At 46.3% G+C, this 21,398-nt stretch carries 8 protein-coding genes; 4 read left to right on the top strand and 4 right to left on the bottom strand.

The features are described from left to right. Positions 1-15: 15 nt before the first annotated feature. Entirely contained in the window at positions 16-14,166 is a 14,151-nt protein-coding gene (rtxA, locus tag NXS07_RS00200) for an MARTX multifunctional-autoprocessing repeats-in-toxin holotoxin RtxA (protein WP_258085956.1), read from the top strand. Between the two features lie 108 nt (positions 14,167-14,274). Here the strand turns inward: rtxA and NXS07_RS00195 are convergent, their stop codons facing one another. Beyond that, positions 14,275-14,562 (bottom strand): hypothetical protein, encoded by a 288-nt coding sequence (locus NXS07_RS00195; RefSeq protein ID WP_051862924.1) that lies wholly within the window; start codon positions 14,560-14,562, stop codon positions 14,275-14,277. 238 nt (positions 14,563-14,800) lie between these two features. Continuing rightward, positions 14,801-15,538: a class I SAM-dependent DNA methyltransferase gene (locus tag NXS07_RS00190; RefSeq protein WP_038206367.1), complete on the bottom strand. Its 738-nt coding sequence runs from the start codon at positions 15,536-15,538 to the stop codon at positions 14,801-14,803. Between the two features lie 636 nt (positions 15,539-16,174). Between NXS07_RS00190 and NXS07_RS00185 the strand changes: the two genes are divergently transcribed. Further along, the gene (locus NXS07_RS00185; protein WP_258085955.1) at positions 16,175-16,507 is read left to right on the top strand and encodes a PAAR domain-containing protein; all 333 of its coding nucleotides are present in this window, start codon (positions 16,175-16,177) and stop codon (positions 16,505-16,507) included. A gap of 246 nt (positions 16,508-16,753) precedes the next feature. On the opposite strand, the gene NXS07_RS00180 is transcribed toward NXS07_RS00185, so the two are convergent. Together NXS07_RS00180 and ybfF are read right to left on the bottom strand one after the other, a co-directional pair. Next, entirely contained in the window at positions 16,754-17,020 is a 267-nt protein-coding gene (locus tag NXS07_RS00180; RefSeq protein ID WP_038206370.1) for a hypothetical protein, read from the bottom strand. 728 nt (positions 17,021-17,748) lie between these two features. Continuing rightward, positions 17,749-18,528 (bottom strand): esterase, encoded by a 780-nt coding sequence (gene ybfF, locus NXS07_RS00175; protein WP_038206371.1) that lies wholly within the window; start codon positions 18,526-18,528, stop codon positions 17,749-17,751. A gap of 260 nt (positions 18,529-18,788) precedes the next feature. On the opposite strand from ybfF, the gene seqA reads away from it, so the two are divergent. Both seqA and pgm read left to right on the top strand, forming a co-directional pair. Further along, entirely contained in the window at positions 18,789-19,322 is a 534-nt protein-coding gene (seqA, locus tag NXS07_RS00170; protein ID WP_038222358.1) for a replication initiation negative regulator SeqA, read from the top strand. An 89-nt stretch (positions 19,323-19,411) separates the two neighbouring features. Next, positions 19,412-21,052, top strand: coding sequence for a phosphoglucomutase (alpha-D-glucose-1,6-bisphosphate-dependent) (gene pgm / locus NXS07_RS00165; protein WP_038222360.1), 1,641 nt, complete (start codon positions 19,412-19,414; stop codon positions 21,050-21,052). The last annotated feature ends 346 nt before the right edge of the window (positions 21,053-21,398 follow it).

Genomic DNA, 21,398 nt, shown 5'->3' with positions numbered 1-21,398 from the left:
ATACCAGGATTACTTATGGGAAAATCATCCAACCGAAGTGCGGCATATGCCTTTACCGGTAAATATGAAGATGATAATGATGGAAATACAATACACGCCATCGGCATTGGCGGCGTCATTAACGCCTATGGCGGGAATGATCACATTGTAGTGGGTTCCGTTGGTGCAACAGTCAATACGACATGGGGGCACGATACTGTCGTGGGGGCGGCCGGGTATCTGGATATTAACGATACGAGCGGTACTCTGACGGTAAAAGGAGGCTCAGGTTATACCTCCATCAATAAAACAAGCGATGGCACGATAGATTTTGCTGGCGCTGCCGGTGGACTGAAAATCAATCACACAGGTGATAAAGGTCGAATCGATTATTCTGGCGCGTCTGGCTACAATGGCATCACCCGCAAGGGATTGGAAGGAAATTTCACTTTTAAGGGCGCAGGGGCGTATAACGAACTCTGGCATGAAACCAATCAGGGAAATTTCTATTTTGCCGGCGCGGGGGGTGGAAACAAGATTGATCGCACATGGTTCAACCGTTATCAGGGGTCTAACGGTGATCTGACCTTTGAAGGCATCGGTGCGGCAAACATCATCAGCTCCAGAGTCGAAAGTGGTGATATTTTTTTTGCGGGCGCAGGAGCGGCTAACAATCTTGTCCGCAGAGGAAAAATTGGCAACGTCACTTTAACGGGCGCAGGGGCTTCTAACCGTATTGAACGTACCCGCCAGACGGATGATGTCTATTCTGAAACCAGAGGCGATATCAAGTTCGAAGGCGCTGGCGGTTATAACAGCCTGTACTCTGATGTTGCGCACGGTGATATCCGTTTTGCAGGAGTGGGGGGCTATAACCAGATTACCCGCAAGGGCACAGCCCATGACTTCGATAACGAAGGCATGGAATATGCCAAAGCCGAAGACATTGTGTTGAAAAATGCGACCCTGAGTGGTAAGTGGATTGGCTACAACGAGCAGGTGACGGGTCTTAAATCGGCACAGGAAGCGAACACTTATCTGTTTGCGTTTGCTGATGGCATGTATACCAAAGTCAACAAAGTTCAGCTCCGTAATGATCCTGAAACCGGCAAACTGATCTATCACTCGACGGCTTGGTACAAGAATGGGAACCATCTTAAAGACCTTGAGAAGCAGGATATCTCTGGTGAAGGTGGTTTTGCGGGCGTCAATATTGACGGTGCTTACACCCTGTCAAATCTGACCGTTGAACACCAGCAATCTGTTACCGTCCATGCTGTTGAGGAAAAACTGGCTGAAGACCAATGGATGAATCATGGCGATGGCGTGCTGGTTAATGTAGCAGATGTCACATTGTCAAATGCTAAAATGGGTGGCTATGCGATTGACAGTAAGGGAGGCACCGCCGATGTACAGGTGGTGAAATCCAACCATAAATCGAACACTTATATCTATGCCAAGCGAATCGATAAATATACCAAAATTGTGGTTATTGAACTGAGGAACGATCCAAAAACAGGCATGCTGCAATATAACGCACAGGCTTGGCTCAGTTTGGAAGATCGCATGGCGAAACTGGCGAACGAAGATATTTCTTCTGCTAATGGCTATCAAGCCGTGCCGGCGGGTATCTATACTCTGAGCGATCTTCATTACAGTGCTAAGGCAGTACGTACAGCTTCAGGGCGCGTATCTGGCATGCACGAATACAGTGATCTGGCGTTATTCAAAGCGCCGACGAGCAGCGGTAAAAGTTCCGGTGATGTTCACTATACAGGCGCAGGTGGCGGTAACGTTATCCACTCCAACGTTACCCGTGGCAATGTCTACTTTAATGGGGCAGGCATCGCCAATGTGATTGAACATACTTCTGAGTTTGGTAACACGGAATTTAATGGCGGCGGAGCGGCGAACGTCATCGTCAAAAAAGGCAAAGAAGGCAACCTGACTTTCAACGGTGTCGGAATTGCCAACGTCATACTGCATCAAGGGTTGCGTGGTGACATGGACGTGAATGCCGGAGGAGCGGCCAATATACTGGTTCGCGTCGGTGATGGCCGCTATCTCGCTCATCTTTTGGCGGTCGGCAATATCTCCATTCACAAGGGCAACGGCAACAGCCGCATTTCAATGGGCGGTGGTTTCAATACCCACACCCAAATCGGTCATGGCGACGCATTCTGGTCTGGTGTCGGTGGCTTCAATGTCTTGACTCAAATGGGGAAAGGTCATGTTTCCTCCATTCTGCTGGGCGGTGCTAACGTCCTGACCAAAGTCGGTGAAGGCGATCTTGAATCCGCCATGTTAGGCGGCGCCAACATCATTACCCATATCAGCAATGATCGTGAAACGTCCAACACGAAAGCCATCGCACTGGGTGGTGCCAATGTCCTGACTAAAAAGGGCAAGGGAGACGTATTGTCTGTCATGGGCGGCGGTGCCAACGTGCTGACCCATGTTGGTGATGGCAAAACCACCGGTATCCTGCTGGGCGGCGTGAACATTCTGACCAAAGTCGGCAACGGCGATACCACGGGCATCATGTTGGGTCTTGGTAACATTCTGACTCATGTCGGCAATGGGCAGACGCTGGGCGTGATGGCGGCGGCGGGTAACATTTTCACCAAAGTGGGCGAGGGGACAACCATCGCGGCTATGGTGGGGGCAGGTAACATTTTCACTCACGTTGGTCAGGGAAATGCCTGGGCACTGATGGGGGGTATCGGGAATATTTTCACCAAAGTTGGCGATGGTGACGCACTGGCATTAATGCTGGCTGCCGGCAATGTGTTCACGCACGTTGGTGATGGTATGAGCGTGGCTTTGATGGTTGCCAAAGGCAACATTGCGACTAAAGTCGGTCATGGTGAAGTGCTTTCTGCCATGATTGGCGAGGGCAATATCCTTACCCAGATTGGTAACGGTGACACCTTTGCCGCCATGCTGGGTAAGGCGAACATTCTGACTAAAGTCGGCAATGGTCTGACAGCCGGGTTGATGGTGAGTGAAGCCAACATTTATACCCATGTGGGTGATGGAACCAGCATCGGCCTGTTTGTGGGTTCTGTCAACGTGATGACCAAAGTGGGTAATGGAACCACCCTTGCGGCCATGTTTGGCAAAGCTAATATCATGACGCATGTCGGCGACGGTTTGACTGGCGTCCTTGCATTGGGCAAAGCCAACATCATGACAAAAGTCGGCAACGATTTCATGGGGGTTGTTGCGGCTTCTGAGGCTAACGTGGTGACCCATGTTGGTGATGGTACTACAGCAGCCGTGCTGCTTGGTAAAGGCAACGTGTTGACCAAAGTGGGTGACGGAACCACCGTGAGTTTACTGATTTCTAAAATCGGCAATGTCATGACCCATCTGGGTGATGGAACCACCATCGGGTTCGCCAAGGGTGAAGCCAACATCATGACCAAGTTGGGTGATGGGTTGGGAATCAATGCCGTTTGGGGCAAGGCCAACATCATGACCCATATTGGCGAGGGTGATCGTTATAACTTTGCCAAAGGTGAAGCGAATATCATCACTAAAGTGGGTGATGGCCAGGAAGTTACCGTAGTGCAAGGTCAAGCCAACATTGTGACTCATGTGGGCAAGGGCGATGATTACACGGGTGCTTGGGGCAAGGCCAACGTGATCACCAAAGTGGGTGACGGACGTAATGTCGTACTTGCCAAAGGCGATGCCAATATTGTGACCCAGATTGGTAATGGAGACAGTTTCAATGCACTGTGGAGTCAGGGCAATGTTGTTACCAAAGTGGGTGATGGCATGCAAGTCACGGCAGCCAAAGGTAAGGGCAACATCACGACGACTGTAGGCAATGGCCTGAGTGTTACCACCGTTCACGGTGATTTGAATGTCAATACCAAAGTGGGTGATGGCGTTTCCGTCAATGTGGCCTGGGGCAAACTCAACGTCAATACCCGAGTGGGTGATGGCCTGAATGTTTCCGTCATGAAAGGTCAGGCAAATGCCAATATCCGTGTGGGTGACGGCTTAAACATTAACGCCTCTTATGCACGCAATAACGTGGCGATTCAGGTGGGTAATGGCGATTTTTATAGTCTTGCCGTTGCGGAAAGTAATACCGAGAGCAATAAGCTGGGTGCCTTATTTGACAACGTGAAGCAGACACTGCTTGGCGTGGCGGGCAGTAAGGGTATTAGCTATCTGGTTAATGGCGACGAAGCCAACACATCGGGAACTCATAAGGGACGCGGTGCCATTAATCTGCCCGAAGTTTCCGCGCTGAATGGTTTCCAGTTGACTGAAATGGAGCAGGTCAAATCTGATTTGCAGAATAGCCTGAAAGGTTCGGTGACGGGCGTTGATACCCCGGACACTGACAGTATCCAGAATACCTTGGGCAATGAAAAACGGTTGAGCTCTAATCAGTCGCGCAATCTCATTGTCAATGGAGACTTTGAGCAGGGCGCAGACGGCTGGCAATCCACCAATGGTATTGAAGCCTATTATGCTGCACAGTCCTATGGCCTCAGTAATGAGGGTCATGGCGAACGTGTCAGTGAGCTCGATGCTTATACCCATGCTGATAAGGATTCTAATACCAGTATTTATCAGGATATTAGTGATCTCACGGTGGGCGAATCCATCACGCTGAGTTTTGATTTTGCAAAACGCGCCGATATTTCTGCTGACAACGGTATGGAAGTACTGTGGAACGGAAAAACCGTGTTCTCAATTTCCGCAGGTAACGCGGAATGGCAGAATAAAACATTGTCATTAACCGCACAGGCGGGCAGCAACCGGCTGGAGTTTAAAGGCACAGGCACAAATGATGGTCTGGGCTACATTCTGGATAATGTCGTTGCCAAATCTGAGCTGCCAGACAGTGCCATTGCTGGCCATGTGCAGCAGGACACCGCCGCACAGAATGCGTTACAGGATAAAGAAAAAGCAGAAGCTGATCGCCAGCGTCTGGAACAGGAAAGGGATACACAACTGGCCGCCGTTTCTGGCTCTCGAGCGCAATTAGAAGCCACGGATCTGGAGGCTTTGAATGGGAATGGACAAGACCAGCGCGATGCAATAAATAATGAAGCCGAAGCTGTTACCGAAGAATTGGCGGAGAAAGTCAAAGGGCTGGCAACACTGGATAGCTACGGCAAGCATCATGGGAAATCCGGTGAACAGTGGCGTGCTCAATTTGCGGGTGGTTTGTTAGGGCAGGTTCAGACACAACTGAATCGTGCAGACGAAACAGCACAGCAGCAGTTGGATCGCTCACAGCGCGCGGCCTTAGAACGTTTTGGTGATCTCAAAGATGCGGTGGCTAAATCGGAAGCCGGGGTCAGCAAAGGCGAGCAACACCAGCAGCAGTCTCAAAAAGAGATTGAACAGACCCGCACTAATGCCGAATTCAGGAAGCAGCAAGCCTTAAGCCAAAAGAAACAGGCTGAACACGCTGAAAGTGACGCTAAGGCCGCAGTGCAGAAAGCTGAACAGCGTGGTCAACATGAAGTTTCTGAGGCAGTCAGCCAGACAGCACAGGTGCAATCTGATGCCAAAGCCGCAAAACAGAGTGATAACTACAAACCGAACCGCGCGGGTGCAGCAGGCAGTGGCTTGTCAGGCACTGCCTATGAGTCCCATGCCGCTGAAAACCAGCCTGAGCGGATAAAAACGGATAATCCTATCGGTTTTGCACCGAAAGATGAGACAAATACCGGGTTCAGTAAGGAATTACAATATCTGGATGAAGACCTCGACGAGCTGACTGAGGCAAAAGCAGCATTGAATCGCTTACAGATCAATGCAGCAAAACGCGGTAAAAGTACCGGGGCTACCCTGATATCGGCTTATACAGAAACGTCTGCCAGTCAGCCTGTCAGCAAGACCGCAGATGTGCCTACCGAATGGGTCAGAAACACGCCGAAAATTTCCGGTCTGGATCTCAGTGGCCTGCAAGCGCTGGGTGAAACCCATGTTCAGCAGGGATCTACTGATGCACCCGAAGCGCCTGCCACTGCCATAAGAGCACAAAAAGTTGCAGATGTTTACCGTTGGCTGGACAGTGACAACAATATTGCCACAGATACCTATATTCCGGTGCCTGGGTTTGATCGCGGTGATGCTGATATTCCCGATAACATCAGACAGAGGTTGGTGACCTTTGTTGAGGGATACCTTGAGGGGACTGACAATAATGTGCCGAAAGAGCAAGTCGCTCCGCTGGCGAAACTGTTCGTTGATGCCACGATTGATTGTAACTGGGATAAGCGTGTCGAATTCGTCTCTAAGCTGGAACAATATGGCTATAGTTTTGAGCCTGTCCATGGTGATAAAAGCATCGTGTCGTTCTGGTCTGGCAAAAACTTCAAGCAATACCGCAATGTTCTTGATGCCGTGCAGACCGACGGCAAGAAAGTGGTCTACGATATTGATGTGAAAGGCAACTCTTTTGCCATCGAACTGAACAAAACCCTGATGCGTTGGGGCAACGTATATCTCGATTCTGACAATGCCGAACATAACGCATTACAAACGGCCATTAATGCTTCGGCACGGAGCAACACCGGGTTCTGGAGCTCCCTCTATGCCACCGGATCTCGTGATGACGTGTATGTCATTGCAGAAGGGGGATTGCGTCTTGGCAACTATTTCTGGAATGTTGAACTGCCGGTACTACGTCAATTGCAGCGTGAAGGGCTGGTGGGCGAAATCCGTCTGCTGGATAAACCTGCCCGTGAATATCAGGGCGCAGCACCTGAAACTATTGGCCGCAGGCTGACGGAAGCCGGCGTTTCTGTGAAGGCACGTTTTGATTCTCTCAGCATTGGAGAACAGGAAAGACTACTTACGCTGAATCCGGCAGGGTATAAGCCCGATACACTGATTGATCTCGACATAAAACTGAGCGCCATCGACAACATGTTGAATCAGGCATTGCCATTCTACGGACTGCGGACAGAGCGCAACCTGCTGGTACGTGAAGCTGATGATGAAGGCTTTGAAGTGCGCCGGTGGCCGGGTCATGACGGTGATGATTTCAAGACGATCATGGTGGAAGATGCGGAAGATCCGGCTCAGATCAAGGCTATTGAGCGTTTCATCCTCGCCAACTACGACGATTACGGAAAACTGCCGGATGCCTTGTATTTGGTGGCAGACCAGATTGTTTCCCACGAGCAGGGGCGTACCCGTATCGTGGCTAAAAAAGTGGATGGCAGTTGGAACTACAAGCCGAAGACTGACTTGATGTCTGTCAGTGAGTTTAAGGATGCGGCTTCCGTTAAGGGTAAAATCCTTGGTGACAGTTACCGCAACGTACTGGAAGCGCTCGGCAGTTACGAAAAAGCCCTGCAAAACGGTGCAGACTATGACTTGGATGCCGTGGAAAAACTCATCAGCCTGCACCAGCAAGTTGAAGGCTATCTATTAGGGCATCCTGATTCAAAACGCTTACCCGCCATGACAAACCTGCTATCACAAATCAATGTGCGCATGGAAGAATCGCGGGTACTGGCGGAACCTACGCTGACAAGTACGGGCAAGGGCAGTTTCAGTGAGTTGTATAACAAACTCGGCAATGCCAATCTCAAAGATTCGAAGCATCTTTATATTGATGAACAGGGTGATTTTGTTACCCGTGGTAAATCCAATATTCAGCTAGTGATGAAAGCGGAAGAGACGGAAAAAGCGGTCAGGCAGATCAAAGTAGCTGTCACCAGAGAATATGGTCAGGAAGTGGCAGAAACCGTCTTCTCAAACCTGAAACCCCAAGATTTGTCGAAAGATGGCAACGGCATCGATGTGTCTGGCTTGAGAAAGGTGCATCAGGCAATTGAACAGCAACTGTCTCCGGTCAGTGCCACTCTGTTTGTCTGGAAACCGAGCGATCACAGCCGACTGGGACATGCCGCCCTGCAAATTGGGCAAGGACGTATTCAGGTTAGCGCAGAAGATGCCGGAGGCTTCAATGAGAAAAACTATGTGAGCTGGTGGCCGAAAGGCGGTAAATCGACCAGTCCTGGACACATTTTTAATGTTTCCACGGCAGAAAATCCAGACGTGAGGTTACGTTGGCGTGATCTCAGCCAGCCGGCTTCTCAGAATGAGACGCTGAAATTTGATGTCGGCTCTGAAGAAGGGGATAACTTTGGCTTGAAGGATGGTACATACAAGCTGGAGAAATTTATTGAAAAACTACAGGCTGCCAAAGGCGTTGATGCAAAATTCGAGGATATCAGCGAGGGCTTTGCCATGTCTGCGCTGGCTAACCCTAACCTGCTTAAATCAGCCGGTATACCTGAGCATATTTCCCGACCGTTTATCGAACAATGGGAAAATGGCAACATTGACATGCAGGACATTGGCCGAGATTTTGCCGAAGCACTGCGGACAGCCGCGAAACAGAAAATCACGCCTGAGCTAACTGAAAAACGCATCACTAATATCGTTCGTCAGTTTGCCGAACGTGAATTGAGCGACATTCAGGATTTCAAGGCCAGCGAAGCCGATCAGGGACGTGTATTCCGCATCAATCTGGCAGGCTTGGATGCCGCGGCAATGCAGGCAGAATGGAACAAAATTAGCCAGAACCCTGATGCCCGCTATCAAATATTGAACAGTAACTGTTCAAGTATCGTAGCCAAAGTGCTCAAGGCAGGTGGAGCCGATAAAGTGATCGGTCATACATGGCGGCCAAACTTTGGTATCTGGACCCCAACCGAATTATTCAATTATGCGCAGAAACTGCAAGAAGCGCAGATTGAGAGAATAGCCAATAAGCCGAAACGCATTGTTGGTGAAGATCTGGAAGCGCTGAACCAGCAGGCTAAAAAAGACAACGTGCTGGAAAAAGTTGCCATTGACAACGACGGCAAACCACCGCGTGACAGAGAACCCTTCAATCCAGTAACCCGCTTCCTGAACAATGAGCTTTACGGCGCTAAGGAAGATCGCCGCAATGTGCATGGTTACACTCAAACGGCGCTGGACACGGCTGTGACCAACGGCACGGCGGATAAAGTCACGTTACGGGGCGACGCTGGGCGTCTGACCGGCTATTACCATCAGGGCGAACAGAAGCCTGATGTAGCAACCGAACCGAATGCAGCGAAAAAAGTAGTCCTGTTCATTCATGGTTCTGGCTCCTCTGCGGAAGAACAAGCCAGTGTCATCCAGAACCAATACCAGAAACAGGGTATCGATATGCTCGCGGTGAACATGCGAGGTTATGGTTCCAGTGATGGTCGTCCGAGCGAAAAAGGGCTGTATCATGATGCCCGCACGATGTTCCGTTATTTGGTCAATGATCGTGGCGTCAGGCCGGAAAATATCATTATTCATGGCTATTCTATGGGTGGGCCAATTGCGGCTAATCTTGCCCGTTATGCCGAACGGAACGGACAAACCGTTTCTGGCTTGCTGCTCGATAGACCAATGCCAAGTATGACCAAAGCGATTACTGCTCACGAAGTGCCAAACCCAGCAGGAATGACGGGCGTACTGGCAAAATCGGTCAATGGCCAGTTCTCAGTAGAGAAAAACCTGCAGGGGATCTCGAAGCAAACCCCAATCATGTTGCTGACCGATAATGAAGGTTTGGGTGAAGCGGGAGAAAAACTGCGCGCTAAACTGGTTATTGATGGCTATCAGGTATCGGGTGAACATACCTTCTATGGTCATGAGGCCAGCAGCCGCTTGATGAACCAATATGCTGAACAGATTGTGACAGGTTTGTTTGATGTGAAGCGTCAGCCGGATGAATCAACGGCACTTAAAGGTATCAAGAGTGATCTGAAGCGCTATGGTGAAGCGCTGGAACCTCAGAAAGGTGCACCGGGTAAAACGAAAGATATCCGTGCGACGCAAGACTTCCTTACCGGTTATCAGCAAGGGCATGCAGAGCAGACCGTTGATGGTTTCCGTTCAGACATGAACATCAAACAACTGGTGGATCTGCTGGTTAAAGGTAACTGGACAGCAGAACAAAAAGGCTCACTGGCTTGGGAAATTGAGAGCAGAGCCTTGAAGATTACCTTCCAGCCTCAGGCTGAGAAGCATAATCGGCTGTTCAATGACGTTGTTTCGGCCGGGGTTGCTGACACCAAGGCGAACAAGCATCTTGCACCACAATTACTGTTATTGAACCTGTCGAATGACGGTTTTGGCGGGCGTTGTGACCCATTGTCAAAACTGGTTCTGGTTGCGAAACAGCTGGAAAACAATGGTCAGGATGGCGTTGCCCGTAAACTGTTGGAAAAAATGTATTCTGCGGCTGCAGTACTTAGCAATCCAGAGCTGTATTCAGACACTGAACGCGGCAATGCCAGTAAATTATTGGGTTCTCTGGCTGCTCTTCATGCCCGGAACCCGATGCATGACATTTCTATGAAGGTGTGGCAGGAGAAGCTGGAAGGTAAGCAGGCCTTGACCGTCAATGGCGTGATTGGGAAAGTGACTGCCGCAAATGCGGATGGCAAACCCGTTCTGCTTGAGTTGGATGCACCAGGCCATGCGATGGCTGCATGGGCGAAAGGCAGTGGTGAGAATCGCGTTTATGGTTTCTACGATCCGAACGCAGGTATTGTCGAATTTTCGTCTGCGGAGAAATTTGGTGATTACCTTACTCGCTTCTTCGGCAAATCTGGCCTGAACATGGAGCAAAGCTACAAACTGCCAAAAAATGACGCGGGTGAAATTACCTTCAACCGTGTAGTTGTGATGGATGGCAGCGTACTGGCAACTTACAGCCCGACACGGGCTGACAAGACCACCATGCAGGGTATCCTTGATCTGAATATCTTTGATGAGACGCCAATAAAAGCCCATTCAGGTGTGGAAATTACCCATGAGGTGAAAGTACCACTCAAGGACAATCTCCCGGAAGGCGTTGACCGTGTGGTTAACAACGAGAATGTCGAATATTGGGAACCGGCTTTTGTCAAACCGCAGGCAGAAGGGGGTGACAGTCGCTTTAACGGTCAGGTCATCATCCAGACGGAAAATGATCCCGTCGCGGCCAAGGCTGCCGCACGCTTGGCCGGTAAGCACCCAGACTCCAGTGTGATTGTGCAACTTGATGCTAATGGTCAATATCGGGTGGTGTATGGTGATCCTGCGACGCTGTCTGGCAAACTGCGCTGGCAGATCGTCGGACATGGACGTGATGAATCAGTACAGAATCACACTCGCATGAGTGGCTACAGTGCCGATGAACTTGCGTTGAAACTGAAACAGTTCCGTACCGACTTCAAGCAGGCCGGCTCGCCTGATCATATCAGTCTTGTCGGCTGCTCTTTGATCAGCGATGACAAACGCGATGGCTTTGCCCGTCACTTTATTTCAGAGTTGGATAAGCAGGGCATCCGAACCACGGTATCTGCCCGCAGCAGTGAAGTTGCGGTAGACAGCATTGGCCGTAAATTCACGCGTAATGCCGAAGAACAGTGGGTTCACAAACTCGTGGATAACAAGATTGTGCTGGGCTGGAATGACAAGGGAGAGCTGGAAACCCACGCTGAACGGATCCGCAGGGGTATCTCTGAAAGCGACATTAACTTGTCCCGTATCGGTCACATGGATACTGATGTGAAAGCGAAAGGTGCGATTGCAGAAAATACAGAAACATTCCACGCCCCGGAACAGCACAAGAAGGTGAATGATGATTCATCGGCCACGTCACCGGCGAAGTCATCCAACAACAAACTGAGCTATTCCGGCAATATTCAGGTACAAGCGGGTGATGGCGAATTTACCGCCATCAACTGGGGAACGACCAACGTCGGTATCAAAGTCGGTACAGGTGGCTTCAAGTCACTGGCCTTTGGTGATAACAACGTTATGGTTCACATGGGTAACGGTGATAGCAAACACAGCGTCAATATTGCTGGTTATCAGGCACTGGAAGGTGCGCAATTCTTTATGGGTAACCGGAACGTCAGCTTCAATAAGGGGCGTAGCAACGATCTGATCGTGATGATGGATAAATCCATTCCAACCCCTCCGTTGATCAATCCATTTGATGGGGCTTCCCGTATTTCTGATGTCTTGCAAGGCATTGCCGGCTCCTTTGATTCACCAGATTGGCTGAGCGCCCAAGATCAGCAGTGGACACTGGAGAGCGCGAAAAAATACGTCAGCGACCTGTCAGGTCTCGATCTGACCAGCAGTGTTGATTACAACCCGCTGACCGATCTCGATGCGGAGAATGAACGAAGCAGTCGTGGCCTGAAAAGTGATATCGAAACCACACTGAACAAGAAATACAATCAGTGGTTGGGCAGGAAGGGTAATACTCGTGAAATGGGCAACGTCAGTCGGGCGGATAAATTCCGTCAGGCGAATGAAAAACTGGCCTTTAACTTCGCCGTTGGCGGGCAGGGTGCCGATATTCAGGTAACGACGGGTAACTGGAACTTTATGTTTGGTGACAATATCCAATCGATCTTGGATACCAACTTGGGTTCACTGTTTGGCCTGATGACACAGGAATACACGTCCACGGGCATGGCTAAAACTACGTTTACTTTCAGCCCGACGGACTTACCACGTCAGCTTAAAAACAAGCTGCTCGGCAATCTGGCGGGTGTCAGTGCAGATACGACACTGGCAGATATCTTTGGTGTTGATTACACCGCGGATGGCCATATTGTTTCCCGTTCCAATCAATCGGTTGATGGCGTTGCAATTCTGCGTGAAATGCTGGAAGTGATCGGTGAATTCAGCGGCGATCAACTACAGGCATTTACTGATCCGGCAAAACTGCTCGGCAGCTTGGAAGCCGGGCTGAATATGGGGGCAGATGGCGTTAAATCTTTTGCGGAAAGCCACGGCCTGAAAGCAAAAGCGCCTGATGAAAACAAAGAGGGACATGTATCAATCAGTGAAAAGGGTAAACCTGTTCAGGAAGCTGAAGAATTACCGTCAGATCGTGCCTTTGGCTTTAACCTGCCAAGCCTGTTCACCACCTTGTTCAAGCAGGATAAGCAGGTTGAGATGGCATCACTGGTCGCTGATCTGAAAGAGAATCTGACCGCCGATTTGCTGAATATGCAGGACAAAACGTTTGACTTCCTGCGTAACAGCGGCCATCTGCAAGGTGACGGTGATATGCATGTCTCTCTCGGTAACTACAACTTTAACTGGGGCGGAGACGGCAAAGACCTTGGCGCTTATCTGGGGGATAACAACAACTTCTGGGGCGGTCGTGGTGATGACGTCTATTACTCCGTAGGAACCTCCAATATCTTCACCGGTGGTGAAGGTAATGATATGGGTGTCCTGATGGGGCGTGAGAACATGATGTTTGGTGGTGCGGGCAATGATGTTGCCGTACTGGCCGGACGCATTAACTACGCTTACATGGGCGACGGTGATGATCAGGTCTTTGTCTTCGGTGAAGGCGGTGTGATTGATGGCGGCAAAGGGCGCGACTATATCGTGGCTTCCGGTAACTTCAATAACATCCTTGCAGGAGAAGGGCAGGATTATGTTGTTGCCATTGGTAACAACAATCAGGTGGGTTTGGGAGAAGGCAACGATTTTGCCACCGTATTCGGCAACTATAACAACATTGATGGCAACGCCGGCAATAACGCGATCAAACTGATGGGCTATCACGCGGCGATCAATGGCGGTACGGGCGACGATCATCTGATTGCCGATGTGGTCTCCAAGTTCAGCCAATTGAACGGCGGCGATGGCGATGACCTGCTGGTACTGGGCGGGTACCAAAACCACTTCAAGGGTGGCACGGGCGTCAATAGCTTTGTGGTCAGCGGGGCGGTGATTGACAACGTGGTTGAAGATATCAAACGCGGCGACAAGATCATTTTCAACAACCCCAACTGGCAAAAGCTGTGGTTCCAGCGCAGCGGTTACGATCTGGTTCTGCTGACTGGCCGTGATGTGACAGACACCTCGGCACAAGGGAAGTTTGAGGCGATGGGTTCTGTGACCTTCAACGATTACTTCAATGGCAACCGTGCGGATATTGTCACCCAAATGGGAGACAAAGATGCACAGGGTGAACGTGAATATACGGCACTCTCTGCCAATTCGGTGGATTCGTTGGTTCAGGCGATGAGCGGGTTTGCGCCAAATATGGGCGACACCGGCTTTATTGATACACTTGATAGTCAGACGAAATCGACGATTTTGACCGCTTGGGCGGACACCACAAGCGGAAAATCCAAACTGGCCTAATGGCCGGAAAGGGTTTTTAAGCAGTAATCTTCATTAAATATAATGGCTCACGAAAGTGGGCCATTTCAGACTGTTTTATTTATTCTTAAAATTAATGGAGGATATTTATTAAAATTGACACATAAATCCAACTTCCCAACTATTGTTCTGGTGATTATCCCAGAATCCGGGAGGATAGCGCTCAATATCACTTTCCATTATCATCGGTTTTCGCCATTCAAAATGTTTTAATCCCGCTTTATTGGCGGCATTTTCATAATCTTCATGACTCCAGCAATAGAAAATAAGAGGGCTTGGAGGATTGGTGATAAATTCCGCTTCATGGCGGAACCCGTTTTTCCACGGAGTTTCGCTGATAAACTTAACCTGATAGTTACTGTAGTCATGATTATCCAATTGAAAGTCTGGTTCAATTTCATTGATTAACTTAAGATGTGTCTTTTATTTCCATTATCGAGCCCTTTTTTTAATAAATGGGGGGTAGATTCACATAATGCTCTGCAATAGGCTTATAGGAAGAATTTTTTATTTTCATTAGCCAAATCTCTATTAAATAATTTGGCTATTTGGTTGCTTGCTATGCAAGCTAAATATAATGAGAAAATCCCCCGTAATTTTACGGAGGATTATTTTGTTAAAGTTGACAAACAAGCGCTGTATCAAGACAGTTACGTTGATAATCATCCCAAAAACCCGGGGGTTGCTTCTCAATATCACGTTCCTGCAACATGGGTTTATGCCATTCAAAATGTTTTAAACCCGCTTCATTGATTGCAGCAGCATACTGTTCGCGGCTCCAGCGATACATTGTAAAAGGGCTGGGAGGAGTGGTAATGAATTCAGCCTTCAAAAGCGTTGTATCTTTTACGGGTTCTTCACTAAGAATTTTTATGAAATAATTTTCATAGTTCCCTTTTTCTAGCCGATAATCAGGTTCGAATGTATAAGCTATGAGTTTGCCGGAAGGTTTAAGATGGTCGGCAACAACACGGAACATCGTTTTAAGGTCTTCAAATGACTCGGCGTGACAAAATAACCAGGCTGCAACGATGAGATCAAATTTCCCAAATGATTCCATCTTGCAGACATTTCTAATATGAAATTCTATGTCATCTTGATATTGCCGTGATTTATTTTTGGCTATTTGTATCATTTTATCTGATATGTCAACACCAATAACGTTTGAAGCGCCAAGTTTTTTGAATTTACGACTAAAAAGACCATATCCACATGCTAAATCTAACACGGACTTTCCTTGTACTTCACCGGCCAAATGCATGATAGTCTGAATTTCCACGTCGATATGAGGACTTGAGTCTGAAAAATTTTCGTAGAGATGTGCAATAGGATTATATAAGATATTATCTGTCATTATTTGTTCTCCTTAATTACATTCAAGGTGTTATTTCTTTCTGTGGGATTTGTTATTTAGTATTGATGTAATATTTAATGATGGTTTCTCTGTTGTATATATTAAAGTACCAATAAAGAATTTTATATAATTATTTTTGTTGATTACCATTAAATTAACAACTATAAAATAAAAATATCAGGTGAGGTGATAATTATTGGAGGCATAGATGCAAAGAAAGCTTGAAATATGTCATCTGTTATTCGAGTGATAAATATTTAATTTATTATTATAATTCTGGAGCGCCTAAAATAGGATTTCCTGATATGACTCCAGTTTTACGCCTGGAAATTTATATTTGGTGAAGGAGATTATGAAGCTGTAAATATTAATTATTATGAAATGATATCAATGTTTGATATATTCTAGTGAGATATTGATTTTTATATAAAATTAATTATCTTTAAAAATAAACATTGAATCTACATAGAAATTTAGTGGATTTAACGTTAACATTAGTAATGTCAATAAATTTAGCGTGTAATTTCAATATGATAATAGGTAAATTTAATATACTAAAAATGTAATTAATGATAAAAATGAGCCTATTTAATATATATTTTTTACTTGGTTTTTTATAGTAAGTGAAATATTATTATGCTGAAAATGAATAATTCATGGGTTCATGTCGAATCTGAAAAGAGAGGAAATCAAATGTCAAAGGGATATTTTTTAACAGTCAGCGATAAAACAACTTGTGGTGGTGAAATTCTTACGGGAACCAGCAACATTAAATTTTATGGGCGACAGGCTGCAATTGAAGGCTCCACTGTTACCTGTGGGAGATACTCAGGAAATTATGTCATTGTGGGAGGAGTGGGTTCTTTTTTAGATAAAGGAACGAAACTGGCAGGGACTTTGGATAGTCAAAGTACTTGTCCCTGTAATGCTAGTCTTATTTGCTCCATTCCTGATAGCTATCAGAAATAGAGCAATTTCTCTGGCTTATACTACTGAGGTAAATCTATTTTATCGCGTATTTTTTGATTTTTTTGGAGAAATCATAAATAAATCGCTATAGCCAGAGAAATTTCACTAGTATCATTTGTTAAAACAATTTTTTATTGGGGGAATACTCAAGTTAAATGGACAATGTTCATTCGAGATTAAAGAGTAGGACATTGTCCTAATTAACCATTTAGCAAGCTATTTTGATAAAACTAGTACACAGTAGGACTAATAATATCGGTCAGTTGCGGGTTTGATTCTTCTGCCATTATCAGTGACATAACTGTCAAAAATCTTGATGTAACTATCAGCAAAAATATAAAAGGAATCTTGTACACCTTCTTTCAGTATTGCCATGACAAAACCGCGCTCATCAGTGCGATCCCATGATTCACCACTGCCAGGTGATACCGTAAACCGACCCGTTTGTCCATCATCACCCCATTTATTAACAGAAACTATGATATTACTTTGTGTATTATTTATTATCTTCATGATTCCTCCTGTAGTGATTTATTCAATATAATATATTTACCGATATTATTATATTAAGGTTAAGTTTATATTTTTAAATATATTGTTACTGATTGATGATAAATTTAATTAGTTTTTGTGATTCATGCAATAATAATAAAAAATAATATCATGATATGAATAATATAATAATCGTCATATGAAAATATTTAATTTTATTAATATTTGGATTGGTTGATTATATTTATTTTTATTGTTGTTTTATATAAACAATTATCATTTAATAATTTTATTATGTAATAACTATTTTTCATTATACGCCATTGTTAAATTATCGTTTAATTTATGTGGAGATGAAGTTAAATAATCTATTTTCCATAAAAATATAAAGTGATTATTTTATCTGTTACTGTTTTTTAATTAAACTAAATTATTTTGTAATAATTTTTATTATATATACTTTGATGTTCTATCTACTATATAAAAATAGATAATTGTCTGATTTTTTATGATTGTTTTTATATAATGCGACAGGAGTATTTATCTATGGAATTCTATCTAAATAGAGTTATTAGATTTTTTATTGCATTATTTATTTTATTATTATCATCTTTCGTTCTAAATGCTTTTGCAGGAAATGAAGCACCTTATGCACAGTATATAAAAAAGACAAATTTTGTTATTCCCTGACATCAAAAGGGAATTTGATTTTATTATCAGTCCACATAGAGTGTGGACTGATACTGTAATTATTTTTTTGCTAAAAAACGATGAATTGCCCTGAGTACCGCTTCAGGTTTTTCCGCATGTACCCAGTGCCCGCAACCCGCTATAACCCATGCTGTCGCCTGAGGAAATTGGCGCATGATATCTTCGCGGTAGGCTTCGGTAATGTAATCCGAATTTCCGCCACGAATAAACAGCGCTGGTTTGGGCCATGCAGGAATCGCTTCCCAGCCGATAATTTTTTCATATTCTTTTTGCAAAACCGGTAGGTTGAATTTCCATTCTCCTTGACGGAATGATTTCAGCAGAAATTGAATCACGCCATCCTCATGAATATCCTTCCGCATAACTTCCGTCGCAGCCTGCCGAGTCTGAGCACCTGCTTCCGTGACTTGGTTTAGTGCAGCAAAAATGCTGTCGTGATGGCGAGTCAGGTAAGTCACTGGCGCTATATCGATAACCACGATTTGTTCAATACGCTCCGGCGCAACCGCCGTGATGGTCATGGCAATTTTACCTCCCATTGAATGCCCGATAATAATGGCTTTTGCCACATTCAGCTCATCAAGGAGAGATAAAACATCTTGTGCCATATCGCGGTAATCCATGTTTTCCATCTGCGGAGAAATACCGTGGTTACGCACATCAATCTGAATGACCGGATAATGTTGCTGCAAATCACGCCCCAATATCCCCAAATTGCTCAAATCGCCAAAAAGCCCATGAATCAAGACAATAGGGGTTGATGACTGTGGATTTTCCGGCGTGTGAAAATGATAATTTAATTGATTATTTGAGTTCATAGTCTGCCTGAATTTAATGTCATTGATACAACGTTTAATATCGTGATGTTTAATACCATGACAGGTCGGCAGTGACAAACTAAATGGCATAAAATGACTGTAACTGGTTGATTTATTTTAGAGGAAAAGACAAGTTTTTTTTGTTTCTTAATTTCAGAAAGAATCACTTTAAGTTATTGAAAGTTTAATTGTTTTGTTTTGCTGTATTATATCTTATAATCTCAGAATAATTTTTTCATTAAGAACAGTACTGGATAGAAATGAAAACGATAGAAGTTGATGAAGACCTTTACCGCTTTATTGCAAGCCAAACCCTGCATATCGGTGAAAGTGCATCTGATATTTTGCGGCGCATATTGAAAGTGGATGCCGGGCAGCCAGTACAAACTACACCGCCTGCCAGAGAATCTGTCTCTGTCAGCAAAGTGCCGGCTGCACGCTCCCGTGATGTTGTTCGCGTTGTTCGTGAATTATTGCTTTCTGACGAGTATGCTGAAAAGAAAAAATCCGTTGAGCGTTTCATGTCGATTCTGTCCACTCTGTACAGTTTGAACAGCGAAAGCTTTGCGAAAACAACAGAAGCCATGCATGGCCGTACCCGTACCTATTTTGCGGGAGATGAGCAAACTCTACTGGCCAGTGGTAATCACACCAAGCCACGTCATATCCCTGGCACACCTTTCTGGGTTATCACTAATACCAATACCGACCGTAAACGCAGCATGGTTGAACACGTTATGCAGGATATGAAATTTCCGGCAAATGTGATTGAAAGAGTGTGTGGCACTATTTAACTGAACTCGATCAGTTAACTGATTTAAACCGCTGAATTGATTAAACTGCACTGGCGAATAAGCCAGTGTAGCCTTTCAGGAGAAATAAAGTGGCAACTCATCCAAGAGCGGGGCAGCCTGCCCAGCAGCATGATTTAATCAATATTGCACAGCTCACATCCCAGTATTACACCCTACAGCCCCATCCCGAAAATCCGGCTCATCAGGTCAAATTTGGCACTTCCGGTCATCGTGGCAGTTCTGGCCGCAACAGCTTTAATGAAGCGCATATTCTGGCAATTTCTCAGGCGATAGTGGAAGTCCGTGCACAGCAGGGGATTACTGGCCCATGCTATGTAGGCAAAGATACCCACGCACTGTCTGAAGCAGCTTTCATTTCTGTGCTGGAAGTCCTGACCGCGAATGGTGTGGAGGTGATTGTGCAGGAAAATAATGGTTTTACACCGACTCCTGCTATTTCCCACGCTATTTTGTGCTACAACCGTCAGGGGAAAAACCGGGCGGATGGGATTGTGATTACGCCATCCCATAACCCGCCAGAAGACGGCGGTATTAAATATAATCCTTCTAATGGCGGGCCTGCCGATACTGATTTAACTTCAATCATTGAAAAGCGTGCCAACGCATTGCTGGCGAATGACCTGAACGGGGTTAAGCGTCTGCCTTATGAGCGGGTACTGAAGAGTGAATATCTGCATCCACAGGATTTGGTTGATCCTTATGTGACATCCTTGGGGGATGTTGTGGATATGGCGGCCATACAGCAGGCAGGGTTGAAAATCGGTATTGATCCGTTGGGTGGTTCAGGTATTGCTTACTGGCAGCGGATCGGTGAGTACTACAATCTCGATTTAACGCTGGTCAATGATAAGGTCGATCAGACATTCCGTTTTATGACGCTGGATCATGACGGTGTGATCCGCATGGACTGTTCATCACGCTGGGCGATGGCGGGTCTGCTGGAGCTGCGCGGTAAGTTTGATTTAGCCTTTGCTAATGACCCTGATTACGACCGCCACGGGATTATCACTCCAGCCGGTTTGATGAATCCCAACCATTATCTGGCAACGGCTGTGGATTATTTATTCCGTCACCGTCCACAATGGTCTGAAAAAGTTGCTGTGGGCAAAACTTTAGTTTCCAGTGCCATGATCGATCGCGTAGTCGCGGATCTGGGACGCGAGCTGCTGGAAGTGCCTGTCGGTTTTAAATGGTTTGTCGATGGGTTATATCGAGGCGAGCTGGGCTTTGGTGGTGAAGAGAGTGCTGGCGCCTCCTTCCTGCGTTTTGACGGTACGCCGTGGTCAACGGATAAAGACGGTATTATCCTCTGCCTGTTAGCGGCGGAAATGACGGCGACTACCGGAGAGAATCCGCAGCAGCGCTATGACAAACTGGCTGCACGTTTCGGTACGCCAAGTTATAGCCGTATTCAGGCTCCGGCGAGCCATCAGCAGAAAGCCTTGCTGTCCAAACTGTCACCGGAAATGGTCAAGGCGAACACACTGGCCGGCGATCCCATCACTGCACGCCTGACTACCGCTTCCGGTAATGGTGCTTCTATTGGTGGCTTAAAGGTGATGAGCGACAACGGCTGGTTTGCCGCTCGTCCTTCAGGTACGGAAGAAGCCTACAAAATTTACTGTGAAAGTTTCCTCGGCGCAGAACATCGCGAGAAGATTGAGCAGGAAGCGCTGGAAATTGTCAATCAGGTGTTTACCGCCGGTTGATTGATTATCTGAAGAGATTATAAAAGCCGTAGCAATAGACTGTTGCTGCGGCTTTTTGCTTCCGGCGAGTGGGGTTATCCCAAAGCGACCATTAAAGCCCCCGCAGTAAAACTCCGCCTATTTTCTCCTCCCTCCCTTTATAACCCAAGGAGGATGCCTAATCGTTTGAGACAGCATTTAATATCTAATCTCATTTTTTCAACCCTAAAATAGTCGATGCTCTCTTGCTATTAAAAGGTCTGGCTATGGAATCTCAGTTTTGGAAAAAGGCTTACCTGATCCTATTAAGCAGTTTATTTTTTCTACTACTCACTAGCTGTGATAACAAAAATAATTTACCCAAAAT

Source organism: Xenorhabdus bovienii (assembly GCF_024721015.1).
In the GTDB taxonomy this organism is placed as follows: domain Bacteria; phylum Pseudomonadota; class Gammaproteobacteria; order Enterobacterales; family Enterobacteriaceae; genus Xenorhabdus; species Xenorhabdus bovienii.
The sequence above is the reverse complement of the archived record's forward strand: the minus strand, read 5'-3'. Positions and strand labels throughout refer to the sequence as shown.